This is a genomic window from Actinomycetota bacterium, assembly GCA_040754375.1.
In the GTDB taxonomy this organism is placed as follows: domain Bacteria; phylum Actinomycetota; class Acidimicrobiia; order Acidimicrobiales; family AC-14; genus JBFMCT01.
In genome coordinates this window covers 63,711-83,001 of record JBFMCT010000012.1, presented here as the reverse complement: position 1 = coordinate 83,001, position 19,291 = coordinate 63,711, and the positions used below count along the sequence as shown (strand labels likewise).

The 19,291-nt window shown below is 72.8% G+C and carries 22 protein-coding genes and 1 pseudogene; 7 read left to right on the top strand and 16 right to left on the bottom strand.

Annotated elements, in window-relative coordinates; all coding sequences use genetic code 11:
- Nucleotides 1–1,046: RHS repeat-associated core domain-containing protein (locus AB1673_07570; GenBank protein ID MEW6153831.1), on the top strand; the 1,046-nt coding region annotated here is incomplete at its 5' end.
- Nucleotides 1,047–1,764: 718 nt separating this feature from the next.
- Here AB1673_07570 and AB1673_07565 read toward each other — a convergent pair.
- The 4 genes and pseudogenes from AB1673_07565 to AB1673_07550 all read right to left on the bottom strand — a co-directional run bounded on the left by AB1673_07565 (nt 1,765) and on the right by AB1673_07550 (nt 6,368).
- A pseudogene (locus AB1673_07565) lies at nt 1,765–2,007 on the bottom strand (transposase).
- Nucleotides 2,008–2,359: 352 nt separating this feature from the next.
- Nucleotides 2,360–2,758 (bottom strand): hypothetical protein, encoded by a 399-nt coding sequence (locus AB1673_07560; protein ID MEW6153830.1) that lies wholly within the window; start codon nt 2,756–2,758, stop codon nt 2,360–2,362.
- A 455-nt stretch (nt 2,759–3,213) separates the two neighbouring features.
- Nucleotides 3,214–5,043 carry an ABC transporter ATP-binding protein gene (locus AB1673_07555; GenBank protein MEW6153829.1) on the bottom strand — a complete coding sequence of 610 codons (1,830 nt, stop codon included), beginning with the start codon at nt 5,041–5,043 and terminating at the stop codon, nt 3,214–3,216.
- A gap of 32 nt (nt 5,044–5,075) precedes the next feature.
- On the bottom strand, nt 5,076–6,368 hold the full coding sequence (locus AB1673_07550) for a type II CAAX endopeptidase family protein (protein ID MEW6153828.1): 1,293 nt from the start codon (nt 6,366–6,368) through the stop codon (nt 5,076–5,078).
- A 155-nt stretch (nt 6,369–6,523) separates the two neighbouring features.
- On the opposite strand from AB1673_07550, the gene AB1673_07545 reads away from it, so the two are divergent.
- Nucleotides 6,524–6,724, top strand: a complete 201-nt coding sequence (locus AB1673_07545; protein MEW6153827.1) for a cold shock domain-containing protein — start codon at nt 6,524–6,526, stop codon at nt 6,722–6,724.
- A 49-nt stretch (nt 6,725–6,773) separates the two neighbouring features.
- Here AB1673_07545 and AB1673_07540 read toward each other — a convergent pair whose 3' ends face one another.
- The 5 genes from AB1673_07540 to AB1673_07520 all read right to left on the bottom strand — a co-directional run bounded on the left by AB1673_07540 (nt 6,774) and on the right by AB1673_07520 (nt 12,826).
- Nucleotides 6,774–7,607, bottom strand: coding sequence for an arginase family protein (locus tag AB1673_07540; GenBank protein ID MEW6153826.1), 834 nt, complete (start codon nt 7,605–7,607; stop codon nt 6,774–6,776).
- 119 nt (nt 7,608–7,726) lie between these two features.
- On the bottom strand, nt 7,727–8,923 hold the full coding sequence (gene hutI, locus AB1673_07535; protein MEW6153825.1) for an imidazolonepropionase: 1,197 nt from the start codon (nt 8,921–8,923) through the stop codon (nt 7,727–7,729).
- Nucleotides 8,916–10,568 carry a urocanate hydratase gene (gene hutU, locus AB1673_07530; protein MEW6153824.1) on the bottom strand — a complete coding sequence of 551 codons (1,653 nt, stop codon included), beginning with the start codon at nt 10,566–10,568 and terminating at the stop codon, nt 8,916–8,918. Before hutU ends, hutI begins: the two co-directional genes overlap by 8 nt.
- Nucleotides 10,565–12,082, bottom strand: a complete 1,518-nt coding sequence (hutH, locus tag AB1673_07525) for a histidine ammonia-lyase (GenBank protein MEW6153823.1) — start codon at nt 12,080–12,082, stop codon at nt 10,565–10,567. Before hutH ends, hutU begins: the two co-directional genes overlap by 4 nt.
- Entirely contained in the window at nt 12,083–12,826 is a 744-nt protein-coding gene (locus AB1673_07520) for a gamma-glutamyl-gamma-aminobutyrate hydrolase family protein (protein ID MEW6153822.1), read from the bottom strand.
- Nucleotides 12,827–12,929: 103 nt separating this feature from the next.
- Between AB1673_07520 and rsgA the strand changes: the two genes are divergently transcribed.
- Entirely contained in the window at nt 12,930–13,946 is a 1,017-nt protein-coding gene (gene rsgA, locus AB1673_07515; protein MEW6153821.1) for a ribosome small subunit-dependent GTPase A, read from the top strand.
- Here rsgA and AB1673_07510 read toward each other — a convergent pair.
- Nucleotides 13,936–14,292, bottom strand: a complete 357-nt coding sequence (locus AB1673_07510) for a hypothetical protein (GenBank protein ID MEW6153820.1) — start codon at nt 14,290–14,292, stop codon at nt 13,936–13,938. The two genes, rsgA and AB1673_07510, sit on opposite strands and share 11 nt — an antisense overlap.
- Before the next feature lie 63 nt (nt 14,293–14,355).
- On the opposite strand from AB1673_07510, the gene AB1673_07505 reads away from it, so the two are divergent.
- Nucleotides 14,356–14,799, top strand: a complete 444-nt coding sequence (locus AB1673_07505; GenBank protein ID MEW6153819.1) for a DUF4395 domain-containing protein — start codon at nt 14,356–14,358, stop codon at nt 14,797–14,799.
- A 3-nt stretch (nt 14,800–14,802) separates the two neighbouring features.
- Nucleotides 14,803–15,207, top strand: a complete 405-nt coding sequence (locus AB1673_07500; GenBank protein ID MEW6153818.1) for a thioredoxin family protein — start codon at nt 14,803–14,805, stop codon at nt 15,205–15,207.
- Here the strand turns inward: AB1673_07500 and rfbC are convergent.
- Genes rfbC through AB1673_07480 form a run of 4 tightly spaced genes read right to left on the bottom strand, consistent with a single transcriptional unit; the run spans nt 15,204 to nt 17,037 of the window.
- The gene (gene rfbC / locus AB1673_07495; GenBank protein ID MEW6153817.1) at nt 15,204–15,761 is read right to left on the bottom strand and encodes a dTDP-4-dehydrorhamnose 3,5-epimerase; all 558 of its coding nucleotides are present in this window, start codon (nt 15,759–15,761) and stop codon (nt 15,204–15,206) included. The two genes, AB1673_07500 and rfbC, sit on opposite strands and share 4 nt — an antisense overlap.
- Nucleotides 15,742–16,317 (bottom strand): flavin reductase family protein, encoded by a 576-nt coding sequence (locus AB1673_07490; protein MEW6153816.1) that lies wholly within the window; start codon nt 16,315–16,317, stop codon nt 15,742–15,744. The genes rfbC and AB1673_07490 overlap by 20 nt, the downstream gene beginning before the upstream one ends.
- 11 nt (nt 16,318–16,328) lie before the next feature.
- The gene (locus AB1673_07485; protein ID MEW6153815.1) at nt 16,329–16,772 is read right to left on the bottom strand and encodes a type II toxin-antitoxin system VapC family toxin; all 444 of its coding nucleotides are present in this window, start codon (nt 16,770–16,772) and stop codon (nt 16,329–16,331) included.
- A 1-nt stretch (nt 16,773) separates the two neighbouring features.
- Nucleotides 16,774–17,037, bottom strand: a complete 264-nt coding sequence (locus tag AB1673_07480; GenBank protein MEW6153814.1) for a type II toxin-antitoxin system prevent-host-death family antitoxin — start codon at nt 17,035–17,037, stop codon at nt 16,774–16,776.
- Nucleotides 17,038–17,119: 82 nt separating this feature from the next.
- Between AB1673_07480 and AB1673_07475 the strand changes: the two genes are divergently transcribed.
- Nucleotides 17,120–17,311, top strand: a complete 192-nt coding sequence (locus AB1673_07475; protein ID MEW6153813.1) for a hypothetical protein — start codon at nt 17,120–17,122, stop codon at nt 17,309–17,311.
- Here the strand turns inward: AB1673_07475 and AB1673_07470 are convergent.
- Together AB1673_07470 and AB1673_07465 are read right to left on the bottom strand one after the other, a co-directional pair.
- Nucleotides 17,298–18,083 (bottom strand): class I SAM-dependent methyltransferase, encoded by a 786-nt coding sequence (locus AB1673_07470; GenBank protein MEW6153812.1) that lies wholly within the window; start codon nt 18,081–18,083, stop codon nt 17,298–17,300. The two genes, AB1673_07475 and AB1673_07470, sit on opposite strands and share 14 nt — an antisense overlap.
- A 5-nt stretch (nt 18,084–18,088) precedes the next feature.
- Nucleotides 18,089–18,421 (bottom strand): DUF5658 family protein, encoded by a 333-nt coding sequence (locus tag AB1673_07465; GenBank protein ID MEW6153811.1) that lies wholly within the window; start codon nt 18,419–18,421, stop codon nt 18,089–18,091.
- Nucleotides 18,422–18,491: 70 nt separating this feature from the next.
- Here AB1673_07465 and AB1673_07460 point away from each other — a divergent pair, with 70 nt between their 5' ends.
- Nucleotides 18,492–19,184, top strand: coding sequence for a methyltransferase domain-containing protein (locus AB1673_07460; protein ID MEW6153810.1), 693 nt, complete (start codon nt 18,492–18,494; stop codon nt 19,182–19,184).
- Nucleotides 19,185–19,291: the final 107 nt, after the last annotated feature.

The window sequence follows — 19,291 nt, the reverse complement described above, 5'->3', positions numbered from 1 at the left end:
GCGCCACCACCACCTTCTGCTACGACCGGGCCGACCGCCTGGTGTCGTCCTCGGCCGGCTGGGCCCCGGCCTACGACGCCCGGGGCAACACGGTCGCCCTCGCCGACATCGCCCTGGCCTGGGACGGCGCCGGCCGCCACGTGGCCACCGCCGACGCCACCACCGGCGAGGTGGCCACCTACACCCGCGACGCCACCGGGCGCATAGTGGCCCGTACCGACGCCTCGGGCACCGTGCGCTACGGCCACGACGGCCCCGGCGACAGCCCCGCCGTGGTGGCCGGGCCCACCGGGGAGGTCACCGCCCGCCACCTGCTGCTGCCCGGGGGGGTCGTCGTCACCCGCACGGCCGGGGCCGAGAGCTGGGCCTACCCCAACGTCCACGGCGACGTCCTGGCCACCGCCGACGCCACCGGGGCCAAGGTCGGGCCCACCCGCCACTACAGCCCCTTCGGGAAGGAGCTGGGCCCCTCCGGCCCCGGCTACGGCTGGCTCGGCTCCCACCAGCGCCTCACCGACACCGCCGGGGGCCTCGACATCATCCACATGGGCGCCCGCCCCTACGTCCCCTCCCTCGGCCGCTTCCTCTCCGTCGACCCCGTGGAGGGAGGGTCGGCGAACGACTACGACTACTGCTCAGGCGACCCGGTCAACTGCTTCGATATCGAAGGGACCCAACAATGGTCTCACATCGGCGACATAGAATATCGTGGAATAACCCGTATCGGTGACGAGATCCTTGCAGCCGGCGGCTTTAGACTTCACGACGACACACAAGTTCGACTGGACTGGGTGCGCGTACGGATCGAGCGGCAACGGGGCAGTGGCATCTTTAGGCGATGGACAGAAATCGCAGACAGTGGGCGCGTTCTCCCGGGATTCGATGAGGACATTGATCCTGCACGGACAATCGCCTCGGCCTCTGGGGACTTGAGGACTGGCAGACACCACTACCGAGTGAAGATAGCCGTCCGATACTGCTGGCGCTTTGAGAATAGGTGTGAGACCCACACGTATACATCGGATAGAATGCCGTATGTGCTCTAGGGCCATAAGTGCCAGGAAGCGCGTGAGAGCTTGGACGCAACGCCGCGCTTTCCTGAGCTCATATCCACTGGTCGGACTGCACCCCGATATAGCCTGTGAACGACTTCTCGGGCCATGGCAACACAAGCCCCGGAATGCGTTTAGCCTGATACACGACTTCGGAGTGTCGAGGTACATGGTGACCACCTTCTGCTCACCTGCAATGGCACGGGGGCTGTCTTCCCGAGATGACTGCCAGCGAGTTGTCGATTTCCTGGTCTGGCCGATATTCGACTCTGATGCTCTCGACTATATTGACCACCGACGTGAGATTGATTTAGACGGGAGGCCGCGTGTTGGTGTCGCTCGCACGGTAGATTCGGCAACTGTTGTCATCGTGCAGTTGGACGACCTTGGTGTCTTAAGACTGGTCACGCGAGTCCCGGAGCAGCTAGAACTCCCGTTGGTGTGCGGCGCCGATGTTCGCATGTACCGCCCCTACCTTCCCTCTGGGGGCTCGGGTGCTAATTATCCGTGCCTGTGATGGGTATCTGAACATATGAGCACTCGCCCTTTCTCACGTGGGCCAGCCTAACTAGTTCCTGCGTACAGCGGCAAGTATGGTAGTGGCGCGCGGAAGAAGGAGCGTGACCAAGCGTACGTATTTTGGGCTCTCCCGGCATGACTGTGGGCGAACTGTTGTTTGCTCACACCACCCGCTCATGGGGTAGCTGCAGGTCTACGGGCCGCAGGAGAGCATCACCAGTGCGAGGGTGGCGTCCGCCGAGTGGAAGCCGTAGGCCCGTCGGATGATCAGGCGCACCTTGCTGTTGAGCCCTTCGGCCAGCCCGTTGCTGATCCCCAGGCGGACGGCGGCCAGGATGCCGTCGCGGTGCTCGCGGGCCGTCGCCGCCCCCTTGACGAAGAGAGCCAGCCGGCTTCGCTGGGCCCGGGAGCACCAGCGGTCCAGCAGCTCCATGGTCTCGTCGGCGTCGAGGTCGCCAGCGAAGACTTAAGGCCGCGCGGCGGTCGTCCCACGAACCGGTGTACGAAACGCGCCAGAACCGGCGCGTTCGGGCCACCGGTTGCGGGACCGGGGTAGCCGGGCGTCGGCCCCTACGAACCGGTGTGCGAAGCCCAGTACGCCGACTTCCCGCCGGCCGTAGCGTCGTAGCGATGGCGGAGGTGCGGTGGTTGAAGGTCGACGACACCATGGCCTGGGATGATATGGCCGGCCTGTTCACGTGTTGCTGGCACGATCGAAGCAAGGACAGCCCGGTAGGCCCGGGCTGCGGAAGTGGGGTGCAATCCGCCCTTACCACCGATCTGAGCTGCTATTCAGCCACGTAGACCACAAAGTCAGCCCCGTCGGGTACGTCGCAGCGTGACACCCTGAGGACCGTCCCTGACTCAGACTCGGCACCGTCCGGGACGCGCCGCTCGACGATTCGAAACGACATCGTACGTCTGACATCATCAATGCGATACCCGATCACCGAGCCCCACGGGCTGCCTTCTCGAGCCTCGCGCGCCTCACAAGAGGTAGGGAGGTGTGCGAGGATGGCCGTGATGCTGTAGAGGGCAAGCACGAACAGCCCGGTTCCGGCCAGAGCGATCAGTGCGATGGCAACCTCGAGCCCGGCGGCCACCCGACCTCCAGCAGAAATCGATTCGAACTCATCGAAGTCGTCATCTACCATATGTCGACGATGGGTCCGCTTCACGAAACTCACGATACACCTCTCCTAGGCGCTGCTGCCCTGTGCTGCCGTCGCTCCCGGCCATTGCCAGGACGCCGGTCAGGGGTTCAGATCAGCCCAGTGCAAGGTCGTGAAGTCGACGTCTAGGTTCTTGAACTGGTCGTTGTTATATACCTCGAATCGAATCGCAGGACCGAGCGTCGTGCATAACCCAGGCCTTCAGCCCATAGACGAACCAACCGCCTGGAGGCACATTCAGGTACCGCACCGCCGGCTGATCCCCGCTAAACGCCGAGGCCCCACCAAACGAAACGATACCGGGCACTCGGTAGACGCATTACACCGTAAAGCCGCCTCGGCAGTGAAGTACTGCTGACTGTTGATCGGGAATCCACTCACGCCCTGAAAGATAGAACAGCCGCGCTCGTCAGGGGCAGGTCGGCCGATCGGCGCGAAGCGCCGATCGCGAAAGACACCAGCCACCAAGGTCAGCGGTAGGCCCGGGCCTGCATTTCGAAGAGCTCGGCGTAGGTGCCGGCGAGGGCCACGAGCTCGTCGTGGGTACCGGTCTCGGTGACCCGACCGCCGGAGAGCACGCAGATGCGGTCGGCCGAGCGCACGCTCGACAGGCGGTGGGAGATGAGCAGCGCCGACCGGCTGCGGTAGAGCGAGGTGACGGTGTCGAACAGGTCGCGCTCAGCCCGGGGGTCGAGCGAGGCGGTGGGCTCGTCGAGCACGACCAAGGGCGCGTCGCGCAGGAAGGCCCGGGCCAGGGCGACCCGCTGCCACTGCCCGGCCGAGAGCTCCACGCCCCCGAACTGGCGCGACAGCACGGTGTCGTAGCCCTCGGGCAGGGCGGCGATCACGTCGTGGGCGCCCGCCCGGGTGGCGGCTTCGACGATGGCCGGGCGGTCGCCCATGGAGGAGGGCAGGCCGATCCCGATGTTCTGGGCGGCGGTCAGGGCCGGGTAGCGGACGAAGTCCTGGAACACGGCCGCCACCCCGGCCCTTACGTCGGCCGGGTCACAGCCCGCGGTGTCCACCCCGTCCCACAGCACCTGGCCGGCGGTGGGCCGGTAGAGGCAGCAGATGAGCTTGGCCAGGGTCGTCTTGCCGCAACCGTTCTCGCCGACCAGGGCCACGACCTCCCCCCGGCGCACCTCCATGTCGACCCCGTCGAGCACCGGCCGGTCGGAGCCGGCGTAGGTGAAGCGCAGGCCCCGCACCGAGACGGCGGTGGTGAACGGCAGGGCCGCGGGCGGCCGGGGGCCGGCCCCGGGCACCCGGGGCGCCGGGAGGGAGGCCAGGAACTGGTCGTAGGCGCTGGTCACCCCGGCCATCGAACGCACGCTGTTGACGGCGGCTACCGCCCGCCCCAGGCCGGCCGCGAACTGGCGGGAAGCCAGCCCCCCGGCCACGCCCTCGCCGACACTCGAGCGGCGGCCCGCCACCCGCAACCCCAGGCGGGCGGCCGCCGGCACCACGGCCGCACTGCGCACGAGGCTCGACGCCACAGAGCGCCGGCGGTTGGACCGCTCCACAGCCGCCTGGGCTTCGTCGCTGCGGTCAAGGAGCTCGTCGAGCCGGGCCCTGATCCACGGCTCGCTGGCGAAGGCCCGCACCTCGTGGGCCGCTCCCGGGCCGGTGAGGAACGACCTCAGGTACATGGCCTCACGCCCCTCCCGGCCCCGGCGCCCCATGGCCCGCCCCGGGTCCTCCAGCTTTCGGCCCAGGACGAACTGGGGGACGGCGCCCAGCGCGGCCAGGGGCACCAGGGAGCGGTCGTGGGCCGACATGGCCGCCACGGCAGCGGCCATCCTGGCCCCCAGGCCCGACAGGGCGAACACCGACATGGCGATCGGCCGGTGGCGGCCGGTGGCCATGAGGGCCTGCTGGAGGCGGTCCTGGAAGTCGGGGGCCTCGACGTCGGCCAGCTCGAGGGCGGCCAGGGCGTCGAGCACCCGGGCCTCGGCCTGGCGGCTCAGGTCGCGCGACAACCGCGATTCCAGGGCCTGGCTCACGTCCCGGCCGGCGATGGCCACCACCTTGAGGGCACCCATGGCCGCCAGCCGCGGCAACTGGGACCTGAAGGTGGCGCCCGAGGCGGCCGCTCCCACCAGGCCGCCCCCCCACAGGAGCTGGACGACCTCGGCCGCCTCGGTGGCCCCGTTGGCAACCACGATGCCGGCCACCGCCCCGGGCCGGGCGGCCCACGCCAGGCGCACGGCGCTGGCCGCCGCGGCCGCCGCCTCGGCCAGGCTCACCGGCTCGCTGGGCTCGCCCCCCCACCAGTCGTAGCGCACCCTCATCTCCCGCATGGCCAGCCAGGGTAGGTGGGCACCCCACCCGGTCAGGTCCCGGGCAGGACCGGGGCGAGCCGCCAGCTACGCAGCATGTCGTCGAACTCGAACGAGGACCGGCTGGTCCCGTCCGACTCGTAGAACGCCATCCACAGGCGGTCGCCCACGGGCAGCAGCACGACCCGGCCCTGGCGGTCACCGACCTGGGCGACCATGGACACGGCCCGTCCGGCCGGCAGGTCGACCATGTTGACGGCCACGCTGTCGACCACCACTCCCTCGGGCAAAGGCAGCCCGCCCGACACCAGCGCCTGGGACAGCTCGTCGGCCGGGGGCAGGCCGGGGACGTCCTGGTGGACGAAGCCCACGGTCGCGCCCAGAGGCCCGACGGCGTAGAGGTCCTGGTAGAAGTCGTCGACGGCCACCCGGTAGGTGGGCGGGATGGCGACCGTCGAGGTGCCGGCCCGCACGTCGAGGGGCGGACCGTGCATGGCCGCCACGGCCAGCACCACCAGCAGCCCGTTGAACGTGGCGTGGGCCGCGATCGAACCGATCAGCCCCCGCCGGAAGTAGACGAGGGCGAACCCCACGCCCATGAGGGCGTAGTACCAGAACTGGCCCAGCCTCAGGTGGGCCAGGCTGAAAGCCACGGCGCTGACGACCACCGCCAGCTTGCGGCCCCAGCGCTGCACGAAGACCTCGGCCAGAAAGCCGCGAAAGACCAGTTCCTCGACGACCGGCGCGGCCACCACGATGGCCACGATGCCGATGAGCAGGGCCACGATCGACCCCTCGGCCGCCAGGTAGGTGGTGGTGGGGTCGAGCAGGGGCCGTCCGGCCACCACCCGTACGACGGCCACCAGGAGCAGGGCCGTGGCCCCGCCCACGATGAACCCCTCGGCTGCGCCGACCAGAGCCTTGTTGCGTCCGACGACGGGCTTGACGCCCAGCTCGGCCGACCGCCCCATGGCCCACAGCGCCACGAAGGCGAAGTAGACGATGCCCGAGTAAAGGGAGATCTTGAGGGCGGTGGCCCCGCTCACCCCCGAGGCGATGAGGAACCCGGCCACGAAGACCTGCATGACGATGTTGAGCACGATCGTGCCCCCCACCAGGCGAAGTGCCCGCCGGCCGGCGTCGGCCGCCAGCCTCGGGGCCTTCTGGGGCAGCACTTCGGCCTCAGCGTGCAACCCGGGCGTCTCCTGGGCCTCGGCCGGGGCGCGTGAGCCACACATCAGGCAGCGCTCCCGGCCGGCGTTCTCGTAACCGCACTGGCAGCGCCACACCGTCGACCAGTCGTCGGCCAGCAAGACCGTGGACCGGCCCTTCGGTTGTCGTGCCATGACAGGATGATCGGCCCCTCCCCCACCATCCTTGAGCGCCCCGACACCCCCCGGCGGCGCCGCCGTGCGCCCGGGGCAGCAGCCGTGCCCCTGAGGGCCTAGGCTTAGGGCTGGCGCCTCACGCGGAGGTGCCCGATCAAAGAGAAGAGATTCCGTTGGCAACAGGTACCGTCAAGTTCTTCAACGCCGAAAAGGGTTACGGCTTCATCTCCCGTGAGCAGGGCGAGGACGTCTTCGTCCACTACTCCAACATCCAGGGCCAGGGTTACCGGTCCCTCGACGAGGGCCAGCGCGTGGAGTTCGACGTCGCGCCGGGCCGCAAGGGCGAGGAAGCGCAGAACGTCCGGCCCATCTGAGGCCTGACCTTTTCGACGGAGCCGCCGGCCTGCCGGCGGCTCTTTCGCGTTAGGGGCGCGACGCGTAGCCCGCGGCCGCGTTGAGCAGCACCAGGGCGGCGGCGTCGACGGTGACCGAAGCCACGTCGGCCGTGGGGTCGACCTCGACTACGTCGATGGCCCGCACCGCCGGGTGGGCACCAGCCGCGAAGGCGGCCGCGAACAGGTCGGCGGGCTTGGTGCCACCGGGGCGCGAGCCCGGGCACCCCGGGGCGAAGGCCCGGTCGAGCACGTCGAGGTCGATGTCGACGTAGACGGCCGAGCAGCGCGACGCCAGGTCGTCGAGCAGGACGGCCACGGCACCCACCCGGTCGGGGCCGTGGACGGTGATCCCCTGCTCGGCGCACCACCGGTAGTGCGCCCGGGAGTTGGAGAAGCCGTGCACGCCGACCTGGACGACGTTGGCCCCCCGCAGGCCGGCGTCGACCAGGGCGCGCACCGGCGAACCGTTGCCCACCCGGCCCGGTTCGTAGGGGCGGACGTCGTGGTGGGCGTCGAGGGTCAGAAGGCCCCACCGCGAGAGGTCGCCGGCCCCGGCCAGGGCCTCGTAGGTCACGCCGTTGTGACCTCCCAGCAGGACCGTCAACGGGGCGTGCAGGGGCGGTGGGCGCAGGCTGTCGCCCAGGTCGCGCACGGGCAACCCGTCGAGGGACACCTGCCGCCCGCTGTGCCACGTCGACAGCCGGGCCAGGCGGGCCCGGACCGCCATGGGCGCCAGTTCGTAGTGCGACGGGGTGACCGCGTGCTCGGTCAGGGGCACGCCCGCCACCACCAGCGCCGACGGGTCGCCACCGTCGCCGCCCGCCAGCCAGTGGCTGGCCCGGGGCCACCCGTCGCCCGGCATCACCGGCTCACCCGGCCGCGCCCAGACCGACCCCCGGCCCCTGCCCGGTGCCCTCCAAGGCTGGGCCGCCAAGGCCGTCGCGGCATCTCGCAAGTGCCCGGGGCTTCCACCTCACCTGCTCACCCCGCATGTCCCCGCCCCCGCCCAGGGCCCCCGGCGGCGGCGCCCGCCTTGACGACGACGCCGGCCTTGACCACGGCGTGGACCAGGTCGGCGCCCGGCCGGTAGGCCAGGTCGACCCAGCGGTCGGTGCCGAGCACGACCAGGTCGGCGACCGCGCCCGGCTCCAGGTGCCCGATGTCGTCGCGACCCAGAGCGCGTGCCCCGCCCAGGGTCGCGGCCCGTACGGCCTCTTCAACGGTCAGCCCGTAGGCCGAGCAGGCCAGGGCGATGACGAAGGGCATCGACGTGGTGTAGCTCGTCCCCGGGTTGCAGTCGGTGGCCAGGGCGACGGTGACCCCGGCGTCCACCAGCAGGCGGGCCGGGGCGTAGGCCGAGCGCAGGCCGAACGACGTGGCCGGCAGCAGCACGGCCACCACCCCGGCCCTGGCCAGGGCGGCGGCGTCGTCCGCGTCGGCGTGCACGAGGTGGTCGGCCGACAGGCAGCCCAGTTCGGCCGCCAGCCGCGCCCCGCCGGTGTGGGCCAGTTCCTCGGCGTGGATGCGGGGCGTGAGGCCTGCAGCCCGGCCCGCGGTGAGCACCCGGCGGGCCTGCTCGACTGTCAGCGCCTCCTGGTCGCAGAAGGCGTCGCAGTGGACGGCCAGGGGGGCGCACGCGGCCAGCATCTCCCCCACCACCAGGTCGACGTAGTCGGGGGTAGGCGCCAGGTGTGCCCCCAGGAAGGTGGGGACCAGTTCGGCGGGCGTGCGGGTGGCGGCCTCGGCCACGACCTCCAGCAGGCGGCGTTCGTGGGCGGTGTCGAGCCCGTAGCCCGACTTGACCTCCAGCGTCGTGGTGCCCGTGGCCAGTGCGTCCGACACCCGGCCCACGGTCGCCTCCACCAGTTCCTCGAAGGTGGCCGCCCGGGTGTCACCGGCCGTCCTCATGATGCCGCCCGCTTCGTAGGGCCGGCCCGCCAGCCGGGCCTCGAACTCCTCGGCCCGGTCGCCGGCGAAGACCAGGTGGGTATGGGCGTCCACGAAGCCCGGGACCACGGCCCGGCCGGCGGCGTCCACCTCGGGCACCTCATGCCCAGGCCGCAGCGACCCGTCGGGCACCACCTCGGCGACCCGCCCGCCCCGCACCCGTACGGCCAGCGGTCCGGAGGTGTCGTAGCCGAACACCCGGGCCGCCCGGCGCACGATCAGCTCACTCACGGCCGGGCAGCCTCACCCCCCGCTCGGCGGCCACCTCCCGGGCCCGGGGGTAACCGGCGTCGGCGTGGCGCATGACCGCGGTGGCCGGGTCGTTCCACAGCATGAGCTCGGCCCGGCGGGCGGCCCCGTCGGTGCCGTCCACCACTAGCTGGGCCCCGGCGTGCACAGACTTGCCCATGCCCACCCCCCCGCCGTGGTGGACGGCCACCCACGACGCCCCTGAGGCGGTGTTGAGCAGGGCGTTGAGGATCGGCCAGTCGGCGATGGCGTCCGACCCGTCGGCCATGCCCTCGGTCTCCCGGTAGGGCGAGGCCACCGACCCGCCGTCGAGGTGGTCACGGCCGATGACGATGGGCGCGCTCACCTCGCCCCGGCGCACGAGGTCGTTGAACAGGCCGGCCGCCCGGTCGCGCTCGCCCAGGCCCAGCCAGCAGATCCGGGCCGGCAGGCCCTGGAACCGCACCCGTCCGGGGGCCAGGGCCAACCACCGCTGGAGCAGGTCGTCGTCCCCGAAGGCGGCCGCCACTGCCCGGTCGGTGGCCGCGATGTCGGCCGGGTCGCCCGACAGGGCCACCCAGCGGAACGGCCCCTTACCCTCGCAGAACAGCGGGCGCAGGTAGGCGGGGACGAAACCCGGGTAGGCGAAGGCGTCGGCGAACCCGCCGGACCGAGCCTCGGCCCTCAGGTTGTTGCCGTAGTCGAACACCACCGAGCCGGCCCCCAGGAAGCCCACCATGGCCTGGCAGTGGCGGGCCATGGCGTCACGGGCACGGCCCACGTAGGCGGCCGGGTCGGAGGCCCGCAGGGCGGCGGCCGCCTCCAGGTCGATCCCGTCGGGCACGTAGCCGTGGAGCGGGTCGTGGGCCGACGTCTGGTCGGTGACGACGTCGGCCGCGAAGCCCTGGTGCAGCAGGCGGGGCAGGGCCTCGGCCGCGTTGGCCACCACCCCTACCGACAGAGCCCGGCGGGCGGCGGCCGCCTCCAGGCACAGGCCCACGGCCTCGTCCAGCGAGCCGGCACGGGCGTCGAGGTAACCCTCCGACAGCCGCCGGGTGACCCGAGCGGGGTCGACCTCGACGCACAGGGCCACGCCCCCGTTCATGGTCACGGCCAGGGGCTGGGCCCCGCCCATGCCACCCAGGCCGGCGGTCAGCACGACCCGGCCGGCCAGGGTGCCACCGAAGTGGCGCTCGGCCACGGCCGCGAACGTCTGGAACGTGCCCTGGAGGATTCCCTGGGTGCCGATGTAGATCCACGAGCCGGCCGTCATCTGGCCGTAGGCCGTCAGGCCCATCGCCTCCAGGCGCCAGAACTCGTCCCAGGTGGCCCAGTCGGGCACCAGCAACGAGTTGGCCATCAGCACCCGGGGCGCCATTTCGTGGGTGCGGAACACGCCCACCGGCTTGCCCGACTGCACGAGCAGGGTCTCGTCGTCGCCCAACACGGTGAGCTCGGCCACGATGGCGTCGTAGGCCGCCCAGTTGCGGGCCGCCTTGCCCCGGCCCCCGTAGACCACCAGATCCTCGGGGCGCTCGGCCACCTCGGGGTCGAGGTTGTTCATCAGGCAGCGCAGCGCCCCCTCCTGGGCCCAGCCCCGGCACGTGCGCGCCGGCCCCCGGGGGGCGCGCACCGGCGGCCGGCTCACCGCAGGTCCACGGGCACGGCCCGCAGCAGAGCCCCGCTGCGGACCAGGTCCTCGGCGGCGGCCAGGTCGGGGGCCAGGAAGCGGTCGGCGTCCATCCGGGGCACCCGCCGGCGTAGGGCGGCCAGGGCGGCCCCGGTGGCCCGGGCCGGGGGGATGCCCCGCAACTCGACCGCCTCGGCCGCGCACACCAGCTCGACGGCCGCCACCCGCATGGCATCGGCCACGGCCAACCGCAGCGACAGGCAGCCGTTCCAGCCCATCGACACGTGGTCTTCCTGGCCGGCGCTGGTGGGCACCGAGTCGCACGACGACGGGGAGGCATGGCCCCGGAGGCGGTTGACGAGGGCGGCGGCCGTGTAGTGGGCCAGCATGAAACCCGAGTTCACGCCCGCCTCGGGGGCCAGGAACGGGGGCAGCCCGTCGGAGCGGGCCGGGTCCATTAGTCGGTCGACACGCCGCTCCGCGATCGAGGCCACGTCGGCCAGGGCGATGGCCAAGAAGTCGGCGGCGAAGGCCAGGGGCTGGCCGTGGAAGTTGCCGGTGGACATCACCGTGCCGTCGTCGAGGACCACCGGGTTGTCGGTGACCGAACCCAGCTCGACGTCGACGACCGAACGGGCCCAGGCCACGACGTCGCGGCAGGCCCCGTGTACCTGGGGGGCACAGCGCAACGAGTAGGCGTCCTGGACGGCGTGGTCGAGGTTGCGGTGGGAGGCCACCACCGGCGAGCCCGCCAGCAGGGCCCGCAGGTTGGCGGCACTGGCCCGCTGGCCGGGATGCGGCCGCAGTTCGTGGGCCTTCTCGGCGAACGGGGCGTCGGTCGCCCGCAGGGCCTCCACGCTCAGCGCGCACGTGACGTCCAGCGTGGGCAGCAGCACGTCGAGGTCGGCCAGGGCCAGGCACAGGTGGGCCAGCATGCCTTCGGTCCCGTTGATGAGGGCCAAGCCCTCCTTGGGGCCGAGGGTGACCGGGGCCAGGCCGGCGGCCGCCAAGGCGGGACCGGCGTCGGCCCGCCCGCCCCGGCCGTCGGTTACCCAGCCGCTGCCCATGAGCACGAGGGCGGCGTGGGCCAGGGGGGCGAGATCTCCCGAGGCGCCCAGCGACCCCATCTCGGGCACGGCGGGCGTGACTCCCGCGTTGAGCAGGTCGGCGATGGCCTGTACCAGCGCGGGGCGCACGCCCGAGCGGCCGGCAGCCAGCGTGCGGGCCTTCAGGAGCTGCATGGCCCGCACCACCTCGCCGTCGATGTCGCGGCCCATGCCGGCGGCGTGGCTCTGGACGAGGGCGTACTGCACCCGGGCGGCCTGCTCGGGCGCCACCCTGGTGGCCGCCAAGGCCCCGAACCCGGTGGTGACGCCGTAGAAGGTGCGGCCCCCGGCCACGGCCTCGGACACTGCCTGGCCCGCGCCCGCCATGGCCGGCTCCACCTCGGGTGATACCTCGACGGGCTCGTGGTCCCGGGCCACCGCCACCACCTCGGGGACCGAGAGGGGCCAGGGGCCGAGTACGACCATTCAGCCCCCGGCCGGGGGGCGGCGGGCCTTGGCCACCTCGGCCGCCTGCTCCACGAGCTGGCGGAACAGGCCCTGCTGCTCGGGGTAGTCCTCCAGTAGCTCGGGGTGCCACTGCACGGCCACCACGTGGGGGCTGCCCGGCAACTCGACGGCCTCGACCGTGCCGTCCTCGGCCCACGCCACCGCCCGGGTGCCGGGTGCTGGTTCGAGCACGGCCTGATGGTGGAGCGAGTTGACCACCAGCTCGGTGCTGCCCAGGGCCTCGGCCAGGTGGCTGTCGGGCTCGATCTTCACCGGGTGCGAACCCTGGTGCCAGTCGTGGATGTGGTCGTGGTTGTGACCGGTGGCCGTCGGCACGTGCTGGACCAGCGAACCGCCCAGGGCCACGTTGAGCACCTGCATGCCCCGGCAGGTGGCCAGCACCGGCACCTCGGTGCGGATGGCCTCGTGGAGCAGGGCGAAGTCGAAGGCGTCCCGAGCCGGGTCGACGCCCCGGGTGTCGGCCGTGGGCTGGGCCTTGTAGCGCGACGGCGCCACGTCGCCCCCGCCCGTGACCAGCAGCCCGTGTACGACGGCCAGGGTGCCGGCCACGTCGTCGGGGTCGACGACGGGCAGCACCACCGGCAACCCGCCGGCCCGCACCACGCACTCGACGTAGTGGCGCGAGGCGGTGTGCAGCAGGGTCGCCCCCGTGACCGTCTCCACCACCCGGGGGAAGGCGGATATGCCGATTACCGGTTTCATCGAACCAGAGCGTACGCGGGGACCGGCCGGTACCCTTGGTACCCGGCGCAGGCCGTGCGGCCTGCCGGCCCGTCCACGGGGCCTTTCCCGGAAAGCTCCTCAGTTGAACGATCCCGTCCTGTCCCGCCTCGGCTGGGACAGCCGTCTCTCTCGCTTGTTCGCCCCCCACGAGCGGGCCGGCCTCGTGCCCGGCCGGGTCGTCCAGTCCAGCCGCGAACGGGTCCGGGTGGCCACCGCGTCGGGGGAACGGGCCGCCTTCGCAGGCGCCGCCCTGGTCAACGAACGGGGCCGGCCCGCGCCCGGCGACTGGGTGGCCCTCGACGGCGAACGGGTCGCCGCCGTGCTGGAGCGCACCTCGGCCCTGGTGCGGCGCGACCCCGGGCGCCCGGTGGCTCAGGTGTTGGCGGCCAACGTCGACCTCGTCCTGGTCGTGGCCGCCCTCGACCCAGCCGTGAACCTGCGCCGCCTGGAACGCACGCTGGCGGTGGCCTGGGACAGCGGCGCCGTGGCCGCGGTGGTGCTGACCAAGCCCGACCGATGCCCCGACCTGGCCGAGCAGGTGGCGCTCGTGCGCTCGGCCGCCCCCGGTGCCGACGTCTTCGTCGTGAACGGCCTCACCGGTGAGGGGACGGCGGCCGTGGCCGCGGCCCTGTCCGGGGACGCGACCGGAGGCGGGGTGGCCGTGCGTACGGCCGTTCTCGTGGGCCCGTCAGGGGCGGGCAAGTCCACCCTCACCAACTGGCTGGCGGGCTCGGAGGTGGCCGCCACCGGGGATGTCCGCGACGGCGACCGCAAGGGGCGGCACACCACCTCGGACCGCCACATGCTGGTCCTCGACAACGGAGGGGTGATCATCGACACCCCGGGCCTGCGGGCCTTGGCCGTGTGGGAGGTCGACCAGGGCGTGGCTGCCGCCTTCGCCGACATCGACGAGCTGGCCGCCGGCTGCCGGTTCCGCGACTGCCGCCACGCCGCCGAACCGGGCTGCGCCGTCGTCGGGCAGGTCGACGAGGACCGCCTGCGCAACTGGCGTCACCTGTCGGCGGGCGTCGACCCGGCCGAGGCCCGGCGCCGAGCCCGCATCCTCGGCAAGTCCTACCGCCGCCACTTCAAGAACTGACACCGGGCCGGGCCGCTCCCCCGCCCCCACCGAACAGCTCGGTCAGCATCTCCACCAGCCCGTCGAGCCCGTCCCCCCCACCGCGACCGCTGGCGCCAGGGCCGGCGCCGGGGACCGGGCCCGCGCCGGGCGCGACATCGGCGCCGTGGACCGGGCCGTCCCCCACGAACACCGCGGGCCGGCCGGAGCCCGCGGCCTCGATCTCGGCCGCCAGCCGGCCGGCCTCGGCGGCCTCGGGGCCGGTGACCACCAGCACGACGGTCGCCCCTTCGGCGGCCAGGCGCCGGGCCACGGCCGGGGCCCACGGCCCCCCCAGCGGCACCACCGCCACCTTTCCCGCGAGCACCCGGGCAGCGTATTGCCGAGATCGGAATGCTGACCGGCCCAGTCGGGTTTAGACTGTCCGACGATGGCAGCCAGCCCGCCTCCCCGGCCGATCGACCCGCGCGGCCCGCGGTTCAACCAGGCCGTGCTAACCGTCGCACTGCTGGCCGGCTTCCTGGCCGACTTCCGGGCCGTCGTCCCCCTGTTCGCTGCGGTGCTGTTCCTGGGGGCCGCCTTCGGCCCGCAGTACGGGCCGTTCCTGCGGCTGTACTCCAGCGTGGTCCGGCCCCGCCTGAGCCCGCCCGCGCACATGGAGGACCCCCGCCCGCCCCGCTTCGCGGCGGCCGTGGGCGTGCTGTTCCTGGTGGCTGCGTCGGTGGCCTTCCTGGCCGGAGCACCAGGTGCGGGTTGGGCGCTGGCCCTGGTGGTGGCCGCCCTGGCCGGCCTGGCCGCGGCCACCGGCCTGTGCGTGGGCTGCGAGATCTGGCTCCTGTTCGCCCGGCGCCGCAAGATCCAGTTGGCGGGCTGACCGGTGGCCACCCGCCTCGCGATCGTGATCGCCCTCCTGGCCCTGTTCGCCGTGGCCCCCGTCATGTGGCGGGCCCGCCAGCGCGCCCTACAGGCCGGCCCCTCCGCTCACCCTCCCCTGCCGTCCGCCCTGCTGGCCGGGGCCGAGCGCACGTGGGTCCTGTTCACCACGCCCTACTGCGCCCTGTGCGGGCCGGTCGAGCAGCGCCTGCGGGCTGCCGACCCCGGCGCCCGGCTGGTGACGGTCGACGCCACCCGCCAGGCCGACCTGGCCGGGGCCATGTCGGTGCGCAGCGCCCCTACCGCCCTGCTGGCCGACCGCCACGGCCGGGTGCAGGCCCGGCTCGTCGGAGCCGACGCCGTCGACCGCTGGATGGCCGACCCCGACGCCTTCGTCCCGCTCGGTTAGAACGCCGGGCGGCGGTCTGGGGCGATGTCGGCTCGGAGGGGGTTGAGCTCGTCGCGGCGGGAGATGACCGGGTCGGTCACGCCCCAGTGGGCGCCCAGAGCGGGGTCGTCCCAGCGCACGCCCAGCTCGTCGTCGGGGTCGTAGTACCCGTCGACCAGGTAGGTCAGGGTGAGGTCGGTCAGGGCCGCGAAGCCGTGGCCCACGCCGGGGGGGATGTAGACCCCGATGTCGTCAGTCCCGCCCCGGCTCATGTCGAAGGCCAGGGTGGCGCCCTCGGTCGGCGACCCTTCCCGCAGGTCGTGGAGCACCACCCGAGCCGTGCCCCGGGTGACATACCAGTAGTCGGCCTGGTGCAGGTGGTAGTGGACCCCGACCAAGCTGCCGGCCGTCTTGTCCGAACAGTTGCCCTGCACCATCTCGCGGCCCTCGGGGAACCACGACCGCCGGTACGTCTCGGTGAACCGGCCCCGGTCGTCGGCGTGGCTGAGGGGCCGCACCACCGTCACACCGGCGATCACCGGCGACGGCGACACCTCAGGGCTCGAACCGGCCATATCCCCCCCGGTAGTAGATGAGCGGACGGCCTTCGCCGGCCACGTCCAGGTCGCTGACCCGGCCGACCACGAGCACGTGGTCACCGGCTTCGTACTCGGCCTCGACCGTAGCCTCCACCCAGGCCAGCGTCCCCTCGATGAGGGGGGCACCCGAGGGCGCGGGCCGCCACCGCACCCCGGCGAACTTGTCCGCGCCTCGGGTGGCGAAGACCCGGCTCAGCACCTCCTGGTCCTCGGCCAGCACGTTTACCGAGAACGAGCCCGCGGCCCGGATCCGGGGCCAGCTCGACGAACCCTTGGCCGCGCAGAACGAGACCAGCGGCGGGTCGAGGGACACCGACGTGAACGAGTTCACCGACAACCCGATGGGCTGGCCGCCCTCGACCGCCGCCACCACCGTCACCCCGGTGGCGTAGTGGCCCAGCACCGACCGGTAACGGGCCTGGTCGAACGGCGCCCGCACCCCACCCGGCCCACCCGGGCCACCCGGGCCGCCGAGCGGGGACGTGGCGGCCGCCGCCTGGCCCGTCGGTCCCCTGCTCCGGTTGTTCGCCACTCGGGGCCACATTACCGACCGCCCCCGGCCACGGTGGCCGGGGCCACGGCCAGTCCGGCGGCCAGAGCGCCGGCGTGGAGGCGCCGGTCCCACACGGCCACGACGAGCTCGGCGGCCCCGACGGCCAGCGCACTGGCCAGATGGAGCGCATCGGCACCCCTGAGGGAGTGGGTGAACGCGAGGTCCCCGGCGCGGCGCTGGACGGCCTCGGTCAGCTCCACGGGCCGGACGGCCTCCCAGTAGCCCGCCCACGACCCCTCGGCGTCCTCGAGGCCCCGAGCGTCGAGGCTCCCCGATCGCCGGGCGGCGGCCAGCGCGGCCCGCACCTCGACGTACGCCAGCCGGCTCGACAGGGCGGCGTCGCAGCCGTCCCAGAGTGCGGCGGCCAGCGCGCTCCCCTCCTCCTCCACGACCAGCTTCACGAGGGCGCTGGCGTCGAAGTAGACGAGCGCCACTTCAGTGGCGCTGCTCGCTCACCGCCTCGGACAGCGACCCGGCCGACCGGGGCCGGGGCCGGCCCGACGCCCGCGGCCGATCAGGACGGCCTGGCGGGGCGATCACCCCTTCGGCCGCCAACCGATCGAGGACGGTGCCGGCGCCCACGCCCACCAGCCGGGCCACCGGCGACCCCCGCTCGGTGATCACCACCTCCTCGCCCCCACGCGCCCTCTCGATCCACTCGCTCAAGTGAGCCCGCAACTCGGTGACAGCCACGTCCACGTCCCAAACGTACATCAGGTCCCGTCCTCAACGTACGTTCTGTGCAGTTGCCGAACGGGAGGTCTACGGTCGTCGGGCTGTCGTGGTCGCCGGAGTCGTGCTGGTACCGGGCTTACAGCAGCCTGGGCGTGGGCCCCTTCGAGCGGTCGCAACCCTCGCCAGCGAGCGCAGCAAGGCCGAGTACGCGGTCGCCCTACGGGAGCCGCTGGTGGTCGCCGCTTGGGCCGAGGTTCTCCACGCCGAGACGGCCGCCGCCCGGCTCACCCGGCCCTAGAAGCCGGAACGTCGGGGAGGGACCGGCACCACCAGAGGTCGGTGTAGTAGGGGACCGGGAACCGGTCACCTAGGCCCGCCACCAAGTCCCGGACGCGGGCCAGCAGGTCCTCCCGTTCCCCGTGGGGCAGGTTGGCGATCCAGCTGATGGAGGCCATGCGATCGACCAAGGTGGCGGCGTCGACCTCGTGCTCGTGGGGGAACCGGAGGTGCTCGATGGGGGTGAACAGGGCCGTGTGCTCGAAGGCCGCCCGCCACCGCCCGTCGCGGTAGGTGGGCACCCCCACCCGGTATGGCTCGGTCATCTCCGCCAGCCGGTCGACCCACCCCACCGACCGGTCGCGCACGTTCCACAGCAGGCCCAGCCCGCCGCCGGGGCGCAGCACGCGATGGGCCTCGGCCAGGGCCCGTTGGCCGTCGAACCAGTGGAAGGCCTGGCCGGCCACGAGGGCGTCGACCGAGCCGCTGGGCACGGGCAGGGCCTCGGCCACCCCGTGGAGCACTTCGACCTCGCTCCCGGCCCAGGCCCTGAGCTGGTCGCGCATGGGGCCCGACGGCTCGACGGCCACCACCCGCAGGCCCCGGCCCACCAGCGAACGGGTCAGCTTGCCCGTGCCCGCGGCCACGTCGACGACCGAGCACCCCGGCGCCAGGCCCAGGCGGGCCACCAGTTCGTCGGCCGCGGCCCGGGGGTAGGTGGGCCGGCCCCGTTCGTAGGCGTCGGCGCTGGAGTCGAACCCCCGGGCCGCAGGGTGGACGGCGCCGGCTGGCACCCTCGCTACCCGTACAGCAGGAGCTGGACGGTGTTGGCGCCCACGACCACGAAGTAGAAGCCGGCCACCATCCACAGGAGGTTGGACACCTTGCGGTGGCCGGCGGCAGCCGCGGCGGCCACGGCGATGAAGGCCACGACCGACATCTTGGTGTGGGTCAGCACCCCGTTCTCGATCAGCCAGCCGGACAGGGGGTTGATCTCGATGCCACCCCGGGCCATCGACATCTCGGTGGACACGATGTCGCCGATGTTGAGTACGAGGATGGCCACCACTAACATCGAGCGAAGCCACATCTCGCGTGGGGCTTCCCAGATCTGCAGCTCTGCCACTCGCACCGGTACCGGCCTCCTTGGTCGCCACGACCCGCTGTCTCAGGCGTCGGTTGTCAATAGGTCGTTCGACTCATTGTGGACGGGGTGGGGCGAGAAGCGCCAGCACTGTGGAGGATTTTTTCTGATCGAGCTAGGGCTCCGCAACGATGTCTACCGCCGGCCGCTGTCGACCGCCCTCGACCGCCTGGGCCTACGCGAGGGCTGGCGGTGCGTCGACGTGGGGGCGGGCGGAGGGGACGTGAGCGTGGCCCTGGCCGAGGTCGTGGGGCGCGACGGGCGGGTCTATGCCGTCGACCGCGACCCCGCGGCCCGCGACGCGGCGGCTGAGGCGGCGGCCGCCCACAGCCAGGTGGTGGCCATCACCCAGGCCGCCGAGGAGCTCCTGCTGCCCGAACAGGTCGACCTGGCCTTCTGCCGGTTCCTGCTCATGCACGTGGTCGAACCGGTCGTGGCCCTGGCCCGGATGGGCCAGGCCGTGCGGCCCGGGGGCTGGGTGGTGGCCCAGGAACCGGTCACCTCGGCGGGCCGGGTGGGGGGTCGCCCCCTGTCGATGCCCGGTGCCCGCCATCCCGACGTGGGTGCCCTGCTGCCCGCCCTGGCCGCCGAAGCCGGCCTGGTGGTGGTCGACGCCTGGGCCGAGTCCCAGGCCGGGGCCGGGGCCGGGCCGGTGCGTGACTACCTGGCCGAGCTGACCGGGGCCGACCCGGGCGACGACCCCGTCGTCCTCCCGCCCCTGGTGACCGTGGTCGCCCGCCGCCCGGCCTGACTCCAGCGGCCGGCAGGTAAACCTCCGGCCGGCCCCGTTCGTTGAACAGGTGACGAAGCGGTGGGGGCGAGGCACGGCACCAGGTCGGCTGCGGGCCAGTTGCCGCC

Excerpts from the sequence above, each read along its gene's own strand:
- AB1673_07555 (MEW6153829.1), bottom strand. The coding sequence starts at position 5,043 with ATGCGGGAGATGAGGGTGCGCTACGACTGGTGGGGGGGCGAGCCCAGC.
- AB1673_07550 (MEW6153828.1), bottom strand. The coding sequence starts at position 6,368 with ATGGCACGACAACCGAAGGGCCGGTCCACGGTCTTGCTGGCCGACGAC.
- AB1673_07540 (MEW6153826.1), bottom strand. The coding sequence starts at position 7,607 with ATGCCGGGCGACGGGTGGCCCCGGGCCAGCCACTGGCTGGCGGGCGGC.
- hutH (MEW6153823.1), bottom strand. The coding sequence starts at position 12,082 with ATGGTCGTACTCGGCCCCTGGCCCCTCTCGGTCCCCGAGGTGGTGGCG.
- AB1673_07520 (MEW6153822.1), bottom strand. The coding sequence starts at position 12,826 with ATGAAACCGGTAATCGGCATATCCGCCTTCCCCCGGGTGGTGGAGACG.
- AB1673_07505 (MEW6153819.1), top strand. The coding sequence starts at position 14,356 with ATGGCAGCCAGCCCGCCTCCCCGGCCGATCGACCCGCGCGGCCCGCGG.
- rfbC (MEW6153817.1), bottom strand. The coding sequence starts at position 15,761 with ATGGCCGGTTCGAGCCCTGAGGTGTCGCCGTCGCCGGTGATCGCCGGT.